The 21,088-nt window shown below is 49.6% G+C and carries 16 protein-coding genes and 1 riboswitch; of the genes, 5 read left to right on the top strand and 11 right to left on the bottom strand.

The window, feature by feature from the left end; all coding sequences use genetic code 11:
* Positions 1-98: 98 nt before the first annotated feature.
* A complete protein-coding gene (gene cobO / locus CBR65_RS19375) occupies positions 99-719 on the bottom strand; it encodes a cob(I)yrinic acid a,c-diamide adenosyltransferase (protein ID WP_087468378.1) in 621 nt (206 codons plus the stop codon).
* An 18-nt stretch (positions 720-737) separates the two neighbouring features.
* Positions 738-1,763, bottom strand: coding sequence for a LacI family DNA-binding transcriptional regulator (locus CBR65_RS19370; protein ID WP_198300814.1), 1,026 nt, complete (start codon positions 1,761-1,763; stop codon positions 738-740).
* 736 nt (positions 1,764-2,499) lie between these two features.
* Between CBR65_RS19370 and CBR65_RS19365 the strand changes: the two genes are divergently transcribed.
* The gene (locus CBR65_RS19365; RefSeq protein ID WP_087468376.1) at positions 2,500-3,594 is read left to right on the top strand and encodes an acyltransferase family protein; all 1,095 of its coding nucleotides are present in this window, start codon (positions 2,500-2,502) and stop codon (positions 3,592-3,594) included.
* Positions 3,595-3,662: 68 nt separating this feature from the next.
* On the opposite strand, the gene CBR65_RS19360 is transcribed toward CBR65_RS19365, so the two are convergent.
* From CBR65_RS19360 to CBR65_RS19325, 9 genes are all read right to left on the bottom strand, one after another.
* Positions 3,663-5,099 carry an alkaline phosphatase PhoX gene (locus CBR65_RS19360; protein WP_198300813.1) on the bottom strand — a complete coding sequence of 479 codons (1,437 nt, stop codon included), beginning with the start codon at positions 5,097-5,099 and terminating at the stop codon, positions 3,663-3,665.
* 142 nt (positions 5,100-5,241) lie between these two features.
* Positions 5,242-7,476, bottom strand: a complete 2,235-nt coding sequence (locus CBR65_RS19355; RefSeq protein WP_198300812.1) for an alpha-N-acetylglucosaminidase — start codon at positions 7,474-7,476, stop codon at positions 5,242-5,244.
* Between the two features lie 105 nt (positions 7,477-7,581).
* A complete protein-coding gene (locus CBR65_RS19350) occupies positions 7,582-10,245 on the bottom strand; it encodes a TonB-dependent receptor (protein WP_087468374.1) in 2,664 nt (887 codons plus the stop codon).
* Positions 10,246-10,309: 64 nt separating this feature from the next.
* Positions 10,310-10,645 carry a hypothetical protein gene (locus CBR65_RS22190; protein ID WP_157672160.1) on the bottom strand — a complete coding sequence of 112 codons (336 nt, stop codon included), beginning with the start codon at positions 10,643-10,645 and terminating at the stop codon, positions 10,310-10,312.
* Between the two features lie 136 nt (positions 10,646-10,781).
* Positions 10,782-12,719: a TonB-dependent receptor gene (locus tag CBR65_RS19345; RefSeq protein WP_087468373.1), complete on the bottom strand. Its 1,938-nt coding sequence runs from the start codon at positions 12,717-12,719 to the stop codon at positions 10,782-10,784.
* Between the two features lie 133 nt (positions 12,720-12,852).
* A riboswitch (cobalamin riboswitch) is annotated at positions 12,853-13,015 on the bottom strand.
* A 28-nt stretch (positions 13,016-13,043) separates the two neighbouring features.
* Positions 13,044-13,865 carry an ABC transporter ATP-binding protein gene (locus CBR65_RS19340; RefSeq protein WP_087468372.1) on the bottom strand — a complete coding sequence of 274 codons (822 nt, stop codon included), beginning with the start codon at positions 13,863-13,865 and terminating at the stop codon, positions 13,044-13,046.
* Positions 13,866-13,868: 3 nt separating this feature from the next.
* Complete coding sequence (locus tag CBR65_RS19335; RefSeq protein WP_232461255.1) at positions 13,869-14,867, bottom strand: iron ABC transporter permease; 999 nt, start codon at positions 14,865-14,867, stop codon at positions 13,869-13,871.
* A 5-nt stretch (positions 14,868-14,872) separates the two neighbouring features.
* Positions 14,873-15,670, bottom strand: coding sequence for an ABC transporter substrate-binding protein (locus CBR65_RS19330; RefSeq protein WP_157672159.1), 798 nt, complete (start codon positions 15,668-15,670; stop codon positions 14,873-14,875).
* Positions 15,667-16,587 (bottom strand): ROK family protein, encoded by a 921-nt coding sequence (locus CBR65_RS19325; protein WP_198300811.1) that lies wholly within the window; start codon positions 16,585-16,587, stop codon positions 15,667-15,669. Before CBR65_RS19325 ends, CBR65_RS19330 begins: the two co-directional genes overlap by 4 nt.
* Positions 16,588-16,766: 179 nt before the next feature.
* Here CBR65_RS19325 and CBR65_RS19320 point away from each other — a divergent pair, with 179 nt between their 5' ends.
* The 4 genes from CBR65_RS19320 (at position 16,767) to CBR65_RS19305 (ending at position 21,088) form a co-directional block, all read left to right on the top strand.
* Positions 16,767-17,135, top strand: coding sequence for a PilZ domain-containing protein (locus CBR65_RS19320; protein ID WP_087468370.1), 369 nt, complete (start codon positions 16,767-16,769; stop codon positions 17,133-17,135).
* A gap of 9 nt (positions 17,136-17,144) precedes the next feature.
* Positions 17,145-17,495, top strand: coding sequence for a PilZ domain-containing protein (locus CBR65_RS19315; RefSeq protein WP_087468369.1), 351 nt, complete (start codon positions 17,145-17,147; stop codon positions 17,493-17,495).
* 203 nt (positions 17,496-17,698) lie between these two features.
* Positions 17,699-19,009 carry a hypothetical protein gene (locus tag CBR65_RS19310; RefSeq protein ID WP_087468368.1) on the top strand — a complete coding sequence of 437 codons (1,311 nt, stop codon included), beginning with the start codon at positions 17,699-17,701 and terminating at the stop codon, positions 19,007-19,009.
* 21 nt (positions 19,010-19,030) lie between these two features.
* The gene (locus CBR65_RS19305) at positions 19,031-21,088 is read left to right on the top strand and encodes a LodA/GoxA family CTQ-dependent oxidase (protein WP_087468367.1); all 2,058 of its coding nucleotides are present in this window, start codon (positions 19,031-19,033) and stop codon (positions 21,086-21,088) included.

Below are 21,088 nucleotides of genomic sequence, written 5' to 3'. Positions count from 1 at the left end.
TTAATTTGAAATCGATTTCAATTTTTGAAAACGTTTGCAGACGAGAATTTTTTCGAGGGGATCACACTTTGTCGCGTGAAAATCATCATTAACCAGCGCTACCACTCAATGCCTTTCTGGGCTTTAATACCTTGATCAAACGCATGCTTGATCGCCTTGACTTCGCTTACCGTATCCGCGATATCCACCAGATATTGTTTGGCACCACGACCGGTGATGATGACATTTTGATTAACAGGACGGTTTTTAATAGCGGTAATAATTTTTTCTTTGTCGAGATATTTGAAATTCAACATGTAAGTCAGCTCATCCAACAACACCAGATGAATCGTCGGATCGCGCAACACATGTTCACATTCGGCCCACACCTTTTCAGCGGCCTGGCGATCGAGTTCCGCATTTTGGGTTTCCCAGGTGAAGCCCGTTCCCATCACATAATATTCCAGTTGTGGCGTTGCATCGCGAAAGATACTTTCGGTTAAAAAATTCTTCTCGCCGCATTCCCAGGTGCCTTTGATGAATTGCACAATAGCCACTTTATAACCGTGGCCCAAGCAACGCAGCGCTGTACCAAAACCGGAACTGCTTTTTCCTTTACCATCGCCGGTTAACACAATGACCACACCGCGCTCCTGATCCGCCTGCGCAATTTTTGCGTCGACAATCTCTTTGCGCTGCTGCATGCGTTCTTTGTGGCGTTGGGCTTTATCAGAGGTCATAACAGCTTCGCCTTCTATTTAATTGGCCTTAACCGGTGAGGTTGAGTCGCGGACGACAATATCCAGTTCAAATCCATTTTGAATCGTTTCCGCCGCGCCGGTTGATAGCATGGAATCAATCAACAGTGCGGCGGCACATTGAGCAATTTTTAAGTTGGGTTGATGTACCGTGGTAAGCTTTGGCCATGTTTGCCGAGAGAAGGGACTGTCTTCAAAACCGGTAATGGATAAATCGCCGGGAACCGATATACCCATCATACGCGCGGAGAATAATGTGCCTGCCGCAATTTCATCATTCGCAGCCACGATAGCCGTAGGCCTGTCATCACGCGCCAATATTTGCCGGGTCAACTCAACACCCGACTCAAACGTAAAACTTCCTTCAAGAATAAAGTCATTATCGACATCGATATGATTATTTCTTAACGCAGCCTGATATCCCGCTTTACGACCTTTACTGGATTCGTGGTCCGGTTGACCACCGATAAAGGCAATCCTTTTATGTCCCAGATCAATCAGGTACTGCGTGATATCTTCGCTGGCTTTGCAGTCATTGACATACACCACAGGTGTTAAATCATCCGGCGCTTGGGCGCCCGAAAGAATGCGCACAACTTTTGCGTTAAAACCCACCAGATATTTCACCAGGTCATGATTTTCTGATAATGGGGGAGTGAGAATAATACCGCCGATCTGGCTTGAACCAATCATTGTCATAAGTTCGCTGCCAACCATATCAGAATTGGACGCGGTGGGATGAATAACCAGTTCGAAACCCTGCGCACGACATTCCGCCAGGATGCCATTTTGCATTTCAATGACATAGTGACTATTCGGATTATCGTAAACAAAGGCAATTGAAAAAGGCGCTCGACGCATTAAGCGCGCCGGCATATTGGGTTTGTAATTCAGTGATTTGATATATTTAAGAACCCGCTCCTTCACTTCATCACTGACTACGGGTTCGTTATTGATCACCCTCGAAACCGTTTTAAAGGACACGCCTGCAAGCTTGGCTACGTCCTTTATCGTAGGCTTTTTCATTAATCCTCTCACGATGATTGGAAGGTCATTTGATTCGAGTGCAGGATAGAGATTTATGGGCATAGCTGCAAGCAATAACGCTGTGCATTTGGTGAAGATGTACCATCAAAAAATACTGCGCAAGAGGAAAAATTATTAGCCGAAATTTATTCCTGCGTCTGCCCCCAAGAAAACAATACAATGGCATGTTCCCTAGGTACGAAGCCACACAGCCTATCTATACGACCTCGGAAAAAATTCAACGCCTTCTCACACGGCGACAGATCTTTTTATGCCTGATAGTGCGCCAGGCTCGCTTCTGGCTCAAATTCGCAACAACGCCCCATTTTGGTACATTATTGCAAAAAATCATAAATGACAACGTTGACAAAAACAATTGACAACGTTGACATTAGGATATTAAAGTTGTTCACAGACGAGGATTACAAGCAATCTCCTGCGCTTGTTAGCCATGTCTGGGGCGCAAGAAGGGCGAGAGAGCCCTCGGTCTTCTTGAGGGGAGTCGATGACTTCCAACGCCTCTGTGTCCCCATACTTTTTGGATGTACCTACCCCAGGGTACATCCACTTTTTTTCATGGGACGCTAACGCTTTTTTTTCAGCGAACAGGATTCGCCCGACTTACTACGGTTAAAATTAGCAATTTGTTTTTAGCTGTTATAAACAAGAATTTTAAACGCCGCGAATGAGGCTCGCCTCTCACCTCCAAAAGCATTTTTAATACAGGCCGAAGTCTATGCAAGCTCCCGCTTCTTCTACGCAAAATCAACGTTTGTTCGCACTGGATGTCTTCCGTGGATTCACAATTATCGGCATGATTATCGCCAATAGCCCTAACACGTTTGGGCAGTTATCTCATGCCTATTGGGATGGGTTGATGCTTGCCGACCTGGTTTTTCCTTTTTTTATTTTTATCGTTGGTGTTGCAATCAGCTTGGGGTTACGTCGATTTGATCCTTTAAACGATGACCGCACGCCCCTGGTAAAAAAAATTCTGTCAAGAACATGTATTTTGTTCGTGCTGGGAATGTGTATTAACCTCTTGTACACGCATTTTGAAGCGATACGTGTCCTCGGGGTGTTACAACGGATTGCGTTGGTCTATTGCGTATGTTCGTTGATGGGCCTTTACCTTACGCATAAACAACTCATTGTTACAGCGATCTCTATTCTGATTTCGTATTGGTTAATCCTCTTGTTCGTTCCTGCACCGGGTATAGAAGCTGGCGTATTGGAACGCGGAAACAACATCGTCAATTGGGTCGACTATCACTTTTTGCCGGGTATGTTGTGGCGCGGAACCTGGGACCCGGAGGGATTGCTAAGCACCTACCCGGCCATCGCTAGCGGATTGCTAGGAATGTTTGCCGGACGAATCATCGTAAAACATCATGATCTGAAGCACACAATTATGTTGATGTTCGTGTTCGGCTTTTTGATCTTTGTGGCCGGTTATTGCTGGAGCTTTTTCTTTCCACTGAATAAAGCATTATGGTCAAGCAGTTTTGTGCTGGTTACAGGCGGCCTGGCGGCGTCAGGTCTCGCCAGCTTGCTATGGTATACCGATATAGAAGGAGCCCGCCGTGGCACTTATGTGGCTCAGGTATTCGGTGCCAATGCAATTGCGGCGTATGTGTTACATATTGTATTGGCAAAGTTGTTTGACGTGGAACTCGGCGGACACTCAGTTCACAACAGTTTTCAGGCTCTATTTGCCTTCATGGGAATGAATGCGATTGCAAGTGCAACGGCCTGGATTCTTTTGTTTATCGTGTTGTGTTTTCTTCCAATCTGGTGGATGTATAAGAAAAAGATATTCATCAAAATTTAATTGTTGTCGCCTGTACTAATCACACGCAGCAGCGAAACCATCCCTGGCATCACTGGACTATAACCGGACTACGAGTTGGCAGTATTGCGCAGACTGCCCCAAGGTCCGGTGATCGCGAGGGTCATGCCGGGACGCTGAATATTAACAAATAGAATGGTGCCATCCGCTGAAAAACAGGCCCCACAAAATTCACCTTTATCAGGATGAGCGTTCATCGCCAGCGTATATATTTTTCCCTCCGGAGTGAGTCCACGCATATAGTTCACCATGGTCGGATCGGCAGAATAGCTATCCTCGCAAATAATCAAGTCCCCCCACGGCGCAACGGTGAGATTATCGCATGCCTCAAGATGCGCACGATGTCGGCTTTCATAAATCAATTCCAGCGTACCCGGAGCTTCTTTCTCGCGCACAGTACCTTCATATAGACTGGGTTGGTAACGCCAGATTTGACCCAGTTGTTCAGGCCCGCCACCCGTTGCTGCAAAAAATATTTCACGTTGCCCGTCAGGACGTAAAGCAAAAGCAACCCCTTCACAACGGGAGAAAATAGCAGCGCCAGCCAAGGCGCCGCGTTCACTTAGATCACCGTCGGGTGCGGTGACAGCGTCCAAATCAAGCCATTCGCATTCAAATTTTTTATCCAGCGGCATCAGCATACGATCAGATTTTATTTCAGTTGCCGTGTGATTACGTGTGTCAGCCGATGCCCATCCCCGAATGACCAACGCCTGCAGCGTGCCACCTTTAGCTAACTCGCCAGGCTGCCGCGGCAAGAAGCGATAAAACAGGCCGCGATCAAAATCCTCTGTTAAATAAACCACCCCGGTGGTGCTATCTACCGCTGCTGCTTCATGCAGGAAACGCCCCATGTCTTTTAGAGGTACCGGATCAACCAATCCTTTATGTGCAGCAGGTACCTCAAAGAGGTAACCGTGCTCTCGTCCAAATCCTTGCGCGGCCGTTACCAGGGTTTCTTCACAAGTCAACCAGGAGTTCCAGGGTGTAGGACCGCCAGCACAGTTACGCGCAGTCCCAATAAGACTAAGATGGGATCGCTCGACACGCCCGGACACATGATCATAAAGCAAGGTGGTTGTGCCACCGTTCACCGGCAATTTACGATGAAAATAATCGTATGCTTTCTTTCCCACATGCTTACGTGCCAAGGCTTCGCTACCCCCAAAAGCATCGACCTCTTCACCCAGAGAATCCAATTCGTGATTACGCACCAGCAAACTTTTCCCGGGCTGATTGGCAACAGGAAAAGCAGCCATACCATCCGGCGCACTCGGCGTAATCAATCCATCTGACATGGGATCGCCTGTACGCGAAATAATGTTGTAGCTGAAACCGGCTGGCAAATTCAGGATGCCAGCAGGGTCGCGATGCAGTTGACCAAACCGATCCATTCCTCGCTGAGGATCAACTGCATAAACTTGAGCTTGCGCGCCCGATTGACGCAGACCGCCAAATGCTAAAGCAGCCGCAGATGCATTTTTCATAAAGTGTCGACGAGACAGTATCATTAGAGGATTCCTTTAACAGGGCTCTGATGCCAGAAGTAAAACAAAAAAGCTGTGGCCTTGATCTTCAATCAAAACCACAGCCTACATAAAGACAACAATCCACTTTCGTAGTAGCTCGTTATTGATCCAACAAGCTCAACAGAGAAGCCATTAGTGCTAACGGATTCTCTGGTTGCGTTTTGACAAAGGGATCATCGGCAATAACCCAGGCACGCTCCCAGCTTTCAATATCAGCGCGAACCTGCTCCTCGTCAAAAGGTGTTGTTGTCGTTGCAGATTTTTTTAATGCTGAGAAGAACTGATCCCAGCGCGGCAAATAAAAATCTTTGTACATACCTTGCCAGGCCTTGGAGGCATAGTCCTTTAGTTTAGGGCCACCCCAGACTGTCACCTGCATTTTTGCATTCGTCACATAATGCAGGGACTCTTCCGGCGTCGCACCATAAGCTTTGGCATCATCAATCCAGGTGGCCAGGCTTTCCTGCTGCAAGCCCAGCAATAAATCCAGCCCCTCTGTTAGCTGTGTTACCTTGGTAAAGTTCGCATCGCCCTGCGCAATGTTACCTTGTTGATAAGCGATAATTGTCTGTTGCAAAAGTACATCAATTTCCTGGGTTAAATAATGGCGATAAAAATCCACCAGATCATAAAGAAAAAGTGGCGAATCCTTATACTCCGATGCAATTGTCAGCAATTTGTCGACAGCGGCGCGCAAGGTTTTGACATCACCAGGATGTCCGGAGAATTGAGTTAACCTCGCTTCCGGGCGCTTAAATAAAAGATAACCGCCTGCCGAACCTTCCCACCAGCGGGTGTTCCAATATTTGGTTTCAAAAACCGATGTCTCCAACAACTTCCAGGCATCAAGCAGCGACGACGACGTGTGTCCATATCGGGCATTGGTATAGCGTTTTATCCAGCCATCAAGCGAATCGGTTTTGCCCGACCAGGCCACATCGAAGAGATAGTCATACACCACCGAATTATTGTGGATACCTTCCGGAAAAACACCGAAACCGGACAAATTGCCAGTATTGTTTTTTTGCAGTAGTTTGGTGACTTGCTGGTGGTAAAACTTGAAATCACCGTAAACCGGGTTGCTGCCACCATAATTATGGATGTAACCAAAGATCCAGGGCTTTCCGTAAAACGCATTGGCATCTTCCCATACGTCATAACGATCATTGGCGATGTCATGAATCATGGCGCGGTCATTGGGAACCTTACTCAAAAACGCTTCGATTGACGGAAGATCCCAAAACTCCTTATCAGCGCCGAACATCCAGCCCTGCATTACCCAAGTTGCTCCGGATGCAGCCTGGTTAATGGATTGGAAGATTGCTTCGCCATAGGCTGCCAAATCCGCGTAACGATTTTCTTCAGATACGGGTGGTAGCATTTCATTAAAGGAATCTGACAGAAAATAACGACTTTCACCGTAGGTTGCGGTGTAAATTTCGATAAACCGTTTGGCAACTTTCGGGAATAGCGGATCGGCAGGATCAAGCCAATAGGTTTCTTCCTTGAAACCCGTCCAGGGCTCCATCTTATATATCTTGGCATCGGGGTATTTTTCGGCAAATTGTTTCGGCACATACCCACCGAATGCAGGTACAACGGGCTCCATTCCCAATTCACGCATGCGCTGAAGAATTTTTGTTTGTAGCTCATGCTTTTTATCAATCCACGTTTGCGGCAAAGGCCCCATGTGTGCTTCGATGTTGCCCATACGATGCCAAGCGGTAAAAGCGGGGCCGGAAAAATAGTTGCTCAGTTCAGCATCGGTAATAGAAAACTCTTTCCATAAGGTCTGCCACACAATCTCCTGGCCTTCCATCGCGACAGGCGTATTCACACCATGAATAGCCATCCAGTCGATCTCTTTTTCCCATCGCGCCCAGTCCCACCAGGGCATGGTATAACCATAAGCACATACATTCAGATAAACGCGCTGCCAGAAAGGCGACGTCGTTTTTTTTCCTTGGCGATTCTCATATTGATCCGGCAAGGCCACCCGGCTACCTTCCCAGCTGACGGATAACGCACCGATATCATTCAGATAGGAATATCCGCCATAAGTCAGCGCGGGAATTGACGTTGCAACAACAAAAACCTCATTATCTTTTACTGTCACCTCATACCAATCATTCGCTGACTCATCTTCAATCAACTCAAAATGAAAATTTTCCAATGGCGCGCCTGTCAATCGCTGCAATACGGCACGACTGGCCAAACTTTCCACCCCAGTAGGATCAGGGGCAGATGTCTGCGAACAGGCTACACTCAACATCAGCACCGTCACGTAGCTCATTAGTGAAAGTACGCGCTTATACGTCTTTAAAAAATTCAACATTATTCTGATTCCTCAATACACGACATATCAACGGATTTATTTCGTAAATTAAAAAGATCCCACTCGTAGAGCGGGATCTTCTGGAGATAATCAAAACCGGCGTAATTACAGCTGATACATCATGCTCAGGTAATAGCTTCTACCGATGACGCTGGTGGTTTGCCAGCGGCTTTCATTCTCCTTATAAGCTTCTTCATCATCACCCGTTATATTCAACGCACCCAGAGACAAGCTCAACTTATCGTTAACATTCCAGCCCAACACAACGTCAATTTGATTGCGTGAATCTACAGTGCGTCCTTCGCGCGCAAAAAAGCTGTCCTCATTTTCCTGAATGTAAGGACTGCGGTGATTCAATGAGGCGCGCGCACTGAAGGTGTCGTTTTCCCAATAACCGGTGAAATTCCAGGTTTCCTCGGATGAGTTGCTCAGGGTATAACCTTCACTTTCATCCACGGAAATATTGGTGTAGTTGGCTGTAATGCCAAAACCATCGAGAGGTAATAAATCATCCAGTGACTGGTTCCAACCTATCTCATAACCATCAATACCCACTGTGGAAGAATCGTTGTAGGTGCTGGTGATATTGTAGAAGTTACCCGCCGCATCCACACATTCTGTACCGGATGTGCTTAACGCTGTGCCATCGTATTCAGCTGGGCAAATCAGATCACTGACTACACCATTTTTGACGTCTTTCCAGAAGGCATTGAAGGTCAAACCTGCGCCCTCGCCGTAATACCATTCCACACCAATGTCCGCCTGATTTGCTGTCATGGCTTTCATATTTGGCTGCCCGAGATTAATGTCGTATGTACGCGTACCTTCTGAATTGTCACTGGATGTTTCTGACGCAGCCAATTGGGTTCTGGAGGTAATAATCGGGCGCACCAGCACTTTCGCCGCAGCAAAGCGAACCTGCACATCTTCAGTCACTTCCAGCACAAAGTTGAAACTTGGCAACAGATCATCGTAGTCATAAGGCGCTGTGTACTCGCCGACAACCTCTCTGATTTCCTCGTTTAGAGGATTGGTGTCGCCCGTCAGGTAAGTATTCAATTCCCGATCCGTTGTTTCGTAACGCACACCGATATTGCCCCGGAATGGCATGCTGCCAAGGTCGCCAGCAAAGTCCGTCATGACGTAAGACGCAAACACATCGCGATCAATGCTGTAGCTCGATTGGGCGGCAAAGAATACCGGTACGTCAGCACCTTCCGCGATCAACGCCTCACGATACGCTTGAATATTTGGCGCTATCCAGGAATGCGGTATAGACATGTTGCCGTCGAGAAAGCCGGTCACCAAAAAGCCGGTTTCGGCCATGGAAGGCAAATCTTCCGGCGCAGCATCACCAATGGCTGCACGATCCCTACGGTAAACTGCGCGGTCAAATGTTTCAGTGCGATATTTCGCACCAAATGACACTGAGGTAAACACACTATCCTCAAACATGCGCTTGAAATCCAATTGAAACGACGTCTCGTCGGATTCCATGTAGCGAGTGGCACCATTGGGATATTCATTGCGCGGCATAACCGCCGGGTAAAGTGCAGGATCAGCAAGATCTTCCGATATTTCAAAGATCACATTATTGCGATCACTGATGTCGAGGTAGGCCTCGGGAATAATGGTTGCAAGGATTGCCGCTTCTTCTGACTCGTTCGCTTCACCAGCGGTGTAATGCAATACGCCTTTGATTTCCCATACATCATCAGTCCATTTCGCATCAGCAGTGATCGCCTGACTGGTTAAATCACGCTCCTCCAGTTGGCGATTATTTTCCAGCGTAAAGTCGTTAATCTGGATGGTATTGTAAGTACCATTGACCGGCTCACCAATTGGTGTGATCTCATCAGCATTGAATAGAAAAACCTGCTGGTTCAAGTCCTGCGAAATATCATCGGACGCATAGACTCCGGTTAAACTTAAATCCCAGAATTCATTAGGCTGCCATTGCACAGTCCCGTTGAACATATGCCGCTCAGTTTCGCGATCAATCCGGCGGTAGCGTGGGCGGCGCGGCGTGTAAACTTCGTCAGCGGTACCCTCGCCATCAACAAACCAGCGATCCATCCAAAAGTTGTCGACGCGGTCATCCAATTCCTGATAACCCGCATTCAAAAATACGCCCAGAGTGCCATCCATAAATTGATCGATGTAGGTAATGTTGGCCTTGGGTGTGATGTCGCCCGTAGGTGACAGCTCTGACTCTTGCGCCTTGAGCGACATAACCACTTTGCGCTCATTGTGATCAAGCGGTTTCGCGGTATTGATATTGATAGTTCCCGCCAGGCCGCCACTATCGAGATCCGCCGTGGGTGACTTAATAACCTGAATACCCGAAGCAAGTTCGGTTTGAATAATGTCGAAGCGAAAACCGCTGGTGAAGTCAGCGCTTTTAAAATTTTGGCCGTTCAAGGTCGTGTTGGCGTACTGCGGCCCCAATCCACGCACACTGATGGTTGAGCCCCGACCGTTCACGTTGGAGATTTGAACCCCGGGAATCCGTTGGATTGCTTCAGCAATATTTTCACTGGGAAACTTCCCGATATCTTCTGAAGAAATCGCATCCGCTACACGGACTTCATTTCGCTTTACGTCCATGGCTGCTTGCAGGCTTTTACGAAATTGAGCTGTAACCACAATTTCTTCCAAGGGGCCCTCGTTCTCGACAGCCTCCTGCGCCAGGCTCGGCATAGATACTGCAAGAATTGCCAGCGCCAAAAGGGATCTGCCCGGCAGTGTTCTGTGTTTTGCTTCGTTCATGCTAACTATCCTCTGAAAAATCACTATTGGTCTCGTTGTTTGTACTGCAACTACTCGCTTCCACTTACCATCCGGAACCGCTATCCGAGCCTTTATTAATGTTTCCTGTGCCACCTGTCTGAGAAGCTATCATCGCTATGTCAACGTTGTCAATGACATATGACAACGTTGACATTGGTGTTTTTAAGGTTAATTTGGCGATATATTTAAATGCACCATTACCTGCACCAAAATGGGTTAAATGGAGAATCAGACGCGGCAGGGGAAATCGAAGAAGGGATAAAAGCAGATTGATCAGGCAAATCAGGAAAATAGCTGCCCGGTTACTTAACCTTCCAAAGGGGAAATCAGAAAGCCCCGCACGTATAGGCGAAAAACGGAGCGTCAAGAGACGAAACATCGGAACACGGCGCACCAGAAATGCGCACTAAAAAAGACGATAAATTATCAAAGAAATTTCAGTGAGCGCGCTAAGTCAGCCAGGCGCCGTAAGAATGAAACGCACCCGCTTAAACGGGCGCGCTTCGTTGAGCTCATCAAAAGCGATAGCTAATACTCGCCTCGTACTGACGCTCCGGCTGCGGATATTCGTAGTTGCCGCCGAAAGGTGAATAACCCACGTAATCCGAATAGGTTTCATCGGTCAGGTTTTTGACGCGTACACCCAATTCCAGATCCTGGATTGACCAGAGCAGGTTGGCATTGAATACCGTGATGGATGGCACTTCGCCCTGGGTGTTGGCATCGTCTCCGATACGATAGCGGGAACCGGTGTAGCTCGCATCCACGTATGCGCTGAGTTGCTGCGTAAAGCTGAACACGATAGCGATGTTAGCGGTATGTTCTGCTACAAACGGCACTTGTTTACCATCAAAGCTGCCGGAGGTTTGTTCGGCATCGGTAAAGGTGTAGTTGGCGCGCAGTCCGAGTTGTGCACTGAGATCAATATCCGCATCCAGCATCAGGCCGCGTCGTTCGGATTCCGGCAGATTGATATTGGCGCCGTAGGTGCCCGACATCGGGTCGTACATAATTTCATTATCAACGGTCATTTGATAAGCCGTGACGGTTGCGTTGGCTGCATTGCCTTGCCAACCCAGACCAGCTTCATAAGATTCGCTGGTTTGTGTTTCAAGGAAATTTACCTCCGGCAGCGTAAAACCATTTTCATCCGCATTGGCAAAACGGAAACCTTCCGCGTAGCGAGTGAAGATTCGCCATGCATCGTTAAGCTGATAATTCGCGCCTAACTCATAAGCACTGAGATCGTCTTTATGGGTTTCGTTGGCAGTAATATCGCGATCTTTCACTTCCGAATAACGCGTACCGGCAGTAACAGCCAATGCACGCGTCACAGGATAAATAATCTGGCCGTAAAAGCCGTTGATATCTTGTTCGACGTTAATGGAGCGAGCTGCGACAAGATAATCCGCCGCCACCTTGTCGTAACCGAGGGTAATCACCGCATCACCATTAGTGGTGGGCAAGCGACCGATCAGGCGCGGTGTAATATTTTTTACGCGTAACTCCTGCAAGCTCGGCTCGCCAAAACCGTAAAACGACAGCGCGTCTTCATCGCGATCAGCATACTCTGCCAATAGTTGCCATTGTTCGGTCAAACCGACTGCACCACCAACACGCACAATATCTGTTTCCTGATTGGCAAAATTGTTCGGGCTGTTGGTCTGGCGGCGATCCTGTTCGACTTCGGCATCGCTCAGAGGGCCTGGCAAACGCAGTTCATCATCAATACGCTGGCCTTCTACAAACACATGGCCGCGCGCAAAATCGTAACGCAGATTACCCAGAAAGTTTTCATAATCAGCCTGATTGTTATCGCGATAATTATCGGCCTGACGTTTTTGTGCAGAGACGTTGTAACTCAAGCCATTGTTGAACCCCTGGTTCACCGTGGCGGTATAGCTTTCCAGGTTATCACTGCCCGCCAACACTTGTACCGAGCCGTGAATTTCACCACGCACCGCACGCCGGGTGATGATATTAATCACACCGCCCACGGCTTGGTCACCGTACAACACACCGGCACTGCCTTGAACAATTTCAATACGCTCAACGTCTTTCAACGCGATGGTATTTAACGAGGGGCTGGCGAGGCTGGGATTATTGAGTTTGCGACCGTCTACCATCACTAAAGTATTATTGGAGGCATTGGACGCAAAACCGCGCATTGCGATCGTCACACTGCGGCCACCGCTGCCGTCGAGATCCTGCAATTGAATGCCCGCTTGCGTGCGCAACACTTCACCGATTTGCGTTGCACCGCTCAAGCGAATTTGTTCGCGATCAATCACGGTGATGGTGGTTGCCAGGGGCAATTGCGGGCTTTCGCTACGCGTGCCGCTGACATAGATTTTTTCGATTTTGGGTTCGTCTACCGCGTGCGCGGCAAGACTGGCGGAGAGTAAAACGATAGCCGCGCTTAAAGGCGCACGCGAAAAATAAACAGTGGACATATGATTCCCCAATCAGGATAAACAGGCGATTGAGGGAGGGATAAGTGGAAAAAATGTGTACAAAAACCAGCGATGGTCAACACAGGATTACCACCGATGAAGCCCTCCGCTACATCGTGCGTGTGAGTGGACATGCAAGCAGGTCCTGTGAGGCTGGTATCGGACTCACATCGCGAAGATGTTCACCGTTGCGGGGGCAGTGTCGGGATTGCGCAAAGTGCGCGCACCGGCTTCCCATTTACTCTGATCCTGGCCGGATAACGCGGCCATCAGACACCTCGGCGCGCAAGTTACGGGGTTAGGGGGAGGGAGTCAAGAGGCGTATTAATTTGCTCTTTGCCGGGGAATAATCACCACCCCATCATCACGACAATCAACGTGGGCGGTAATGCCATAAACCTCTGCAAGATTTTGCGGCGTCAGCACGGCAATCGGCGCACCGTCGGCAACCACGCGGCCGTGGTGCAACAGGATCAATCGCTTGCAGAACCGCGAAGCCAGGCTCAGGTCATGCAATGCCGCCATCACCGCGCCGCCCTTTTGTGCATGTGCTTGTAACAATTCCATGATCTGCAATTGATGATAAGGATCAAGCGCCGCAATGGGTTCGTCAGCGAGAATTAGTTGCGGCTCACCGGCAAACACTCGCGCTAACAAACAGCGTTGCAACTCACCACCGGATAATTCGGTTACCGGACGCTCGCGCAACGCCTGTAAATCTGTAAATTGCAAAGCCTGCTCAACAGCGGTTTGATCCTGCGTACTTTTATTTCCCATCGGTTTATGCCAGGGCGCACGTCCCAAACCAACGAGATGTTCAACCGTTAACGGCCAGGCCGGCTTTTCCTGTTGCGGCAAATACCCTAAAAAACGTGCACGAATTTGCGCAGGAATCCCGGCAATATTTTTTTTGTTGCCCTGCGGTAACTGCAAAGTTACCTGACCCTGCTGCGCCGTTAACAAACCACTCAACACACGCAGCAACGAACTTTTACCCGCGCCGTTAGGGCCGATCAACCCGACAAACTCACCGCTGGATAATTGCAGATCAATGCCTTGCAAGATGGGATTCGACTTGAATTGCAGGTGAAGGTTATCAGCGTGTAACTGACAAAAATTCTGGTTGGGGTTCTCTGCACTTAACATGATCTACACCCACCGACTGCGCGTTTTTAAAATCAATAACAAAAAGAATGGCCCACCCAATAGCGATGTCACCACACCTAACTTTAATTCCCGCGCGATATCCAATTGCCGCACCAGGATATCCGCCAGCAACACCAACAAAGCACCGCCCAACGCACTGGCCACCAACAAACGGCCCGGCCGATAGCCTACCAATGGACGCAGCAAATGCGGCACCACCAAACCCACAAAACCAATACTGCCACTCACCGCCACACAAGCCCCCACACACAACGCCAAACCCAACAACAAAATACCCCGCTCACGCTGCGTGTGAAAACCCAGAGAGCGCGCACTGTCTTCACCCAGACTCAAGGCATCCAGATACCGGCTGCGACTCAACAATAACAACCAACCAACAACAATAAACGGCAAGGCCACTGTTACATGATTCATATTGCGATTCGCCAACGAGCCCATCATCCAGAACACAATCTCCTGCATCGCAAACAAGCTCGGCGCAAAATTTAACGCAACCGCAATCAACGCCCCCGCCATCGCATTAATCGCCACACCCGCCAGAATCAACGCCAACAAACTACTGTGCAAACCCGCCAAGACATACACCAATAACAAGGCCACAAACGCTCCGGTGATCGACGCCACGGGCAACCAATACCACGCCCCCGCCGCCACACCAAAATACAACACCAACACCGCCCCCAACGCCGCACCGCTAGACACCCCGAGAATCCCCGGCTCTGCCAAAGGATTCCGCAACAACCCCTGCATCGCCGCCCCCGCCATCCCCAACGTCGCGCCCACCAGCAACGCCAACAACACCCGCGGCAACCGAATATCCCACACCACCACCTCCGCCAAGCTGCGCTCATCCACCCACAAATCCCACCACGCCTGCCAAACCGATATCTCCGCCATACCAACATGCAATGCAAACACACTGCTGACAAACAACAGGAAGATGAGAAAAATAATTAACACACTAAAATTTATTGAACGCACAAAAATCACCGCAAAGCCCGCAACACATCCACCACCACCGGCGCACTACACACCGACAACGCCGCCGGCAACTCAATCACCCGACTATTCCGCTTCAACGCCGGATGCTCCAGATACTCCCGCGCCACCGAAAACGCCTGCACATAACCACCTTCCACAATCAACACATCCGGCTGCGCCACCACCAACTGCTCCAGATCCATCTGCGCAAAACTCACAATCCCCTGCTCCGCCGCCAGGTTGTGAAAACCGGTGCGCATCAACAACTCATGCTCCAGCGTATCGCTGCCCGCCACCACCCCATTGGGCGAATACCAGATCGCTGTAGTCTTGTTCATCAACCTAGGCTGCGCATCCAACGCCGCCAGTTGCGCCCGCAATTCATCCACCATCTGCGCGGCTTGTTTCTGAGCACCCACCAAATTACCGACAGCTTCCAGATGCGTAATGATGTCATTCAAGGTGCGCGGCAACGCGATACGCTCCACGGGATAACCGAAACGCTCCAACAAGGTCACCGCATCGCCCGCACCGAATTCGCCGGCAATAATTAAATCCGGCTGCAAGGGAATCAGTTCTTCTGCCAAACCATGATTGATATGCAAGCCATCGAGCTGATCGGCCACCGTCGACAATTGCGGATTCGCCGACAAATAGGTGACGGAAGCAATACGCTGCTTCGGCACCCAGGCCAGCAACAATTGATCGAGACATAAATTTAATGACGCAATGCGTTGCGGCGTGGCATGGCTCACCAAGGGCATGCACAACACAACACTGAGGAAAAAACGTAAACGTATCACAAGGGATTTAACCAGGCTGCGCCGCGCACACCGCTGGAGTCGCCATGCACCGCTTGCACAATCGGCGTGTCGCACTCACCACCGAATACATAACGCGGCAGCAAGGTCGGCACGGTTGAATAAATCTGCGCGATATTGGATGCACCGCCGCCGAGGACAATCACATCCGGGTCCAGTACATTGATGACTGCTGCCAGGCCGCGCGCTAATGCGTCGAAGTAATCGTCCAGGGTCTTGATGGCCGCGCTGTTGCCGTCAGCAGCTCGCGCTACAATCTCATGGCCGGTAAGTTTTTCGCCGGTCAAGCGCTGATAGGTCAGGCACAGGCCGGTGCCGGATAAAAAGGTCTCCTGGCATCCGGTCTTACCACAGTAACAGGGGCGCGCCTGCAACTCAGTAGGCGAAGTCCAGGGCAAAGGATTATGACCCCACTCGCCGGCCACACCGTTTGGCCCCACAAGCGGTTGGCCACGCCAGGCCAGGCCCGCACCACAGCCGGTCCCCAGGATACCGGCAAACACCAGGTCATAGCCCTTGCCGGCGCCATCAGTGGCTTCGGAGACTGCCAGACAGTTGGCATCGTTGGTGACTTTCACGTCGCGCTGCAGGTGGTGCGACAAATCCTGCTGGAGCGGTTTGCCGTTAATCCAGGTGGAATTGGCATTTTTGACCAGCCCGCTCTTGCGCGAAACGGTACCCGGAATGCCCACGCCCACCGGCAAATTACCGATACCGGCAGCGGCTTCAGCGTCGGCTACCAGCCCGGCAATCGCGGCTATCGTGGCTGCATAGTCATCACGCACTGTTGGGATACGCGTGCGAAACAGTTCGCCATTTGCGCCACTGAGCAGGATGACCTCGGTTTTGGTGCCGCCCAGATCAATACCAATGCGCAGTTGTGCCGCTGTTTCCACCATAATCGAACCTTTTGTTGTCTATACCAAATCCGGGGAGCCCCTGAGGATGCGCGATTATAGGTTTGCCATCGTTGCGCACGCAAACCGGCCTGTGGCCAATATCCATAAAAGGTCTACACTAAAGACAGCCTGCCCCACGTGCAGGATTGAGGGTGCAACGTTAGAGGTATTAACAGGTTATGACAGAACACCGCGAAAGACGTCGTTTCAGCCGCGTGAATTTTTCAACGCCCATCACACTGTTGCAGGGCGATCAGCAATGGTATGGCAAATTATTGGATATTTCACTCAAGGGTGTCCTTGTCGAGATGCCGGCAGCCGCCGATTACGACATGCACTTAACCCTGACCGCCAACATTCCCCTTTCGGATCAGGCCAATATCGATATGATCCTTCAGCCCGCTCACCAGGAAAATGAACTGCTCGGGCTGGAGTGTGTATCGATCGATATGGAAAGCATCGGTCACCTGCGCCGATTGATTGAATTAAATCTTGATGATCCCTCTGCCACAGAGCGCGAACTGACGGAATTGATTGCCACCATTTGAGACACCACCATGACCGATAATAACAATCCCGCCGACCGTCGCAATCATCCACGCTTTCCTATGCGTGCTTATGCACAGCTAGCTTACTCCACCAAACAATGGGAAGTTCATATCCTCGATATGTCTATGACCGGCGCGCGGATTGCATTATTGGGCGAACATTTATTACGCGCGGGCGACCAGATCAAACTCTTCATCGACAGTGAAGAAATTGGCTTGCACGAAGCGGAGAAAAAAAACCTCAACATGCACGGAGAAATTGTGCATATCCGCGACCACGTCCTCGGTATTGAACACCGACCTGCCACTGAGATGGATAAACAATTACTTGTACTGCTGCTCGCACATACTGACGAGTAATCCGGCGTAAATTTTTATTTCTATTCTGTCAAGGCCACAATTCGGCATTGTGCGCCATATAAAATAATTTTTCGTTTAATGTTTGCGGAAGATGCTGCTATTTCCGAATATGTAATATCGTGAAATATCTACACCAAGGTTTAGCGTCTACAGTGTTTATGTGTTTTTAATTTCCACATAAATCTGTACTAAAGGAGTTAGCCGTGAACCGTGTATCCTCTCTGTCCAGTCCCGGTATCATTATTTTATCTCTGGCACTATGGTGTAGCGCGCCAGCCGCTCTTGCCGATTGCCAATCCGATCCCAGTTGGTTTCCCCATTCGCAAACACCTGAACCCGGCACCACGGGGTTTAACAGCAACTGTAAATTTCACCAATGGTCCTGGCAGGCATTTTTGTGGTTGACCAAAGAGGTGAATGGCAAGCCGTTGTTCCTGTCCTTCTCTTCACCCAATTCACTGATTGATGATGTGCCTTATCGCGGCATGATACCGCGCATGCAAAAGAGTAATACGCCGGAGTCTTTCAATGAATTTTTGCAAGCCGGAACAGATGGCATCATGGTGGACCAACAGGGTCGCGCCATTTATTACTCGCAACACATCGACAGCAATTTTGTGAAATTTATTTTGCGTAACAAATTAACTGATCCTGCGGTGGTGCGGCAGTTTAATCCAACCACTAATTTCCCGGACGGCACTATGGAGCTCAAAGTTTCGTGGAAAATTGTGCAGCCCGGCGATGATGTCTCCGATATGTTCACCATGGATGGCGAAATCAACAAACTGGTGAATAAAGACGGCAAGATCGTTGTCGACCCGAACCAGCGCGATAAAGTTAAACTCGCTCTGGTGGGCTTTCATATCGCTGGTGTTGTTGAAAATCATCCCGAGATGATCTGGGCCACGTTTGAACATAAACGCAATGCGCCAGTGGTTCCTGCCAATGTCACACCGACAACGGTTGTGTCCGATCAGGATTGGACCTTTTATAAAGCCAATACCCAATACAAGGACTGTAATGTTAATTACGCCAACACCAATAAATTAACGCTCGATGAAGCCACACAATTGTTACGTCCGTCAACCCAGGCGTGCCGCCAATTTGAATTCGGCAATGATCCCAACAGCGAGAATTCTAACGTCCAGCAAAATGATGCCAACATTGCCAGTTTGAATGCCGATGCATTGAAGCACCTCGACGAGGACGACGTCTGGCGCAATTATTTTGAAGTGGGGGCTATCTGGTTTGGACCGAATGCTAGCGAACTTCGACCTAATATGTCCCTCGCGACCGATGGCGACCTCACCGGTTCTCTGAAATTATCCAACGCAACAATTGAAACCTATACCCAAACCCAAAGCACCATGAACAATTGTTTCCGTTGCCATAACACCATGCAGGCTTTTCCGGGCAACCCCGACCTTGCGCCGCTGCCCGCGCTGAATATCAATATCAGCCACGCATTCCAGAATATTTATTTCTGGTCACAAGACACCACGGACGCACAATAATCGAGATTGAGGAGCTGAATCATGTCGAATACCTATTTCAGAGTTCACCCGAGTATTAATTTTTCCCGCGTTGGCGTCAGTGAAGATTATTATCTTGCCCCCGAAACCGCGGCCGGAAAATTAGTGGATAAGCAAAATGGAATCTTCGGTGGATTACCGATTAAAACCGGCACCGAGAACACACCTATTGAAGCGAGCGATTTGCGCGATAGCCAGCAAAACCCCAAACGCCAGGCCGCACGCTTTCGTATTTATGCTTACGACACGCCGCAGAGTGTTTATCCTTCCGCTGATCCAGGCCGCGAAGTAAAGATCGGTGATGTAGTCAACGGAAAAACCATTAAGGACATTGTCTGGCAGGTTCACCTCGCCAATAAAAAAGCGAACAACTACACCATTACCAGCGCGAACAAGGAAGAGGAAGGTATTTTTGCTTATGAAGACGGCAAGACACCGCCAGTGCGCAATGAAACATTAATACCTGGCAATCCGTCTAACCCGGAGCGATTAACCAAGCTGGTGATTGATGCCGGGCCACGCGCGTTGTCCGCCTCAACCAACGGCGCGGCCACACTGCACTTTAATGCCACGACACCAGCCACCTATACGGATAATACTGGCAATATCTGCCATGTCACTCATTACCCTTTCAGTTTTCCCAGTGATCATTTCGGCACTTTTAATCCACGGGGGCTGATTGACACACTGGGCGAGATGACCATCGAAGCCAACACCGGGCGTTTGATTGTGCTTGGTGGATATGGTCGCGCCAGCGGCATTGTGGAAGACGGCAAACCACCCGCGCTCAACGATGCCATTGATAACGATAAATGGTTTGACGACACCTCCGATGGTCCAGTCACCGCCACCATTGTTTTTAATGATGGATCAACGGCATCAGTAGTTCACGGTTGGGTGGTATGTACCGACCCCGGTTTTGCACCGCAAACCCGCAATGTGGTGTCCACCTGGGACGATGCCTTTTCCACCTGGGTTGAGCAATTAAATTTAATTCCGGCAATGCATGCCAACGGCAGTTACAACACCAACTACACAGCCTCGTTTGACGAACATGTGATGCCGGTTTTCCACGGCGCCTTACTGCAACGTTGGAATACCAACTTGCCAAGCGCCGGTGTAAACGGTCACAACTTTGTGGCTTCTATAAAACCCAGTGACAACCCGAAAGAAAAAATCCCCAATTTAAAAAGCTTGATTCGCGATCCTAATAATCCCCAGGAGAATTCAGAAGGTGTAAAAATGCCTTTGGCACTGGGCGACGCAATGAAAAGTTTTTTAAGCCTGACACCGACACAATATTTTTTATTGATGCAATGGTACGACGGCAAATCCGTGGCAGCGGCGCCGGTAATCGGTTTCGGTGAACAGCTGGATCAGGTGGTGCTGGAAAATTGCCTCGGAGGGCGCTATTCCCCTGGGATCGACCTTACGTTTATCGTGCGCGATGTAAATTTGTACGTGCAGCAATGGCAAGGTGAAACCGGCCCCTTCCGCATCAATATGCAACCACTGGACTACAGCAACGTCACAAGCGGCCAACCATTTTTACAGGAAGGCTATGTGCCGCTACGCACAGTGGCAGTCGAGCCCGGTGATTTGTGCAAATTTATGTCCTTGCCCTGGCATACGGATTACAACAGTTGTGCCACACACACACCGGACCCAAATCCTTCCGGCAACAATACGCTCTACTGGTCCTGGCCAGCGCAGCGTCCGGTGAATGTGTATCCGGCGGATCAATGTACTTACAGTAACGGCAAATGGAATCTTGGCGGACAGGTATTCAGCGTGCGCGGCAACGAAGGACAAGGCACCCACAGCGATTACCCGCAACAGGAAGGCCGTTACCAGTGCTATTTTGACTTTGTGCAAAATTGGCAGAAAGTGGGCTTTGTGATTCAGGGGACACAAATTCCCGACGGCAAGGGCGGCAATTACGGGAAGGATAAATTCCTTGAAGTCGCCAGCCTGTTTACCACAGACGGGCAGACAGTAGAGCCGTGGCCAACGTCGGAAATACCTGGCTATGTTCCGCCTGACAATTGTGGGCCGGCATAA

It is taken from the genome of Cellvibrio sp. PSBB006, from assembly GCF_002162135.1.
Taxonomy (GTDB): Bacteria; Pseudomonadota; Gammaproteobacteria; order Pseudomonadales; family Cellvibrionaceae; genus Cellvibrio.
Note: the sequence above shows the minus strand (reverse complement) of the source record. Positions and strands in the feature narration are given on the sequence as shown.

What these genes read in the sequence shown, in the direction of transcription:
- CBR65_RS19370 (WP_198300814.1), bottom strand. Translation starts at nt 1,763, where the DNA reads ATGAAAAAGCCTACGATAAAGGACGTAGCCAAGCTTGCAGGCGTGTCC.
- CBR65_RS19355 (WP_198300812.1), bottom strand. Translation starts at nt 7,476, where the DNA reads ATGTTGAATTTTTTAAAGACGTATAAGCGCGTACTTTCACTAATGAGC.
- CBR65_RS19315 (WP_087468369.1), top strand. Translation starts at nt 17,145, where the DNA reads ATGACCGATAATAACAATCCCGCCGACCGTCGCAATCATCCACGCTTT.
- CBR65_RS19305 (WP_087468367.1), top strand. Translation starts at nt 19,031, where the DNA reads ATGTCGAATACCTATTTCAGAGTTCACCCGAGTATTAATTTTTCCCGC.
- CBR65_RS19350 (WP_087468374.1), bottom strand. Translation starts at nt 10,245, where the DNA reads ATGAACGAAGCAAAACACAGAACACTGCCGGGCAGATCCCTTTTGGCG.
- CBR65_RS19325 (WP_198300811.1), bottom strand. Translation starts at nt 16,587, where the DNA reads ATGGTGGAAACAGCGGCACAACTGCGCATTGGTATTGATCTGGGCGGC.
- CBR65_RS19365 (WP_087468376.1), top strand. Translation starts at nt 2,500, where the DNA reads ATGCAAGCTCCCGCTTCTTCTACGCAAAATCAACGTTTGTTCGCACTG.
- CBR65_RS19360 (WP_198300813.1), bottom strand. Translation starts at nt 5,099, where the DNA reads ATGAAAAATGCATCTGCGGCTGCTTTAGCATTTGGCGGTCTGCGTCAA.
- CBR65_RS19340 (WP_087468372.1), bottom strand. Translation starts at nt 13,865, where the DNA reads ATGTTAAGTGCAGAGAACCCCAACCAGAATTTTTGTCAGTTACACGCT.
- CBR65_RS22190 (WP_157672160.1), bottom strand. Translation starts at nt 10,645, where the DNA reads ATGTTTCGTCTCTTGACGCTCCGTTTTTCGCCTATACGTGCGGGGCTT.
- CBR65_RS19345 (WP_087468373.1), bottom strand. Translation starts at nt 12,719, where the DNA reads ATGTCCACTGTTTATTTTTCGCGTGCGCCTTTAAGCGCGGCTATCGTT.
- cobO (WP_087468378.1), bottom strand. Translation starts at nt 719, where the DNA reads ATGACCTCTGATAAAGCCCAACGCCACAAAGAACGCATGCAGCAGCGC.
- CBR65_RS19320 (WP_087468370.1), top strand. Translation starts at nt 16,767, where the DNA reads ATGACAGAACACCGCGAAAGACGTCGTTTCAGCCGCGTGAATTTTTCA.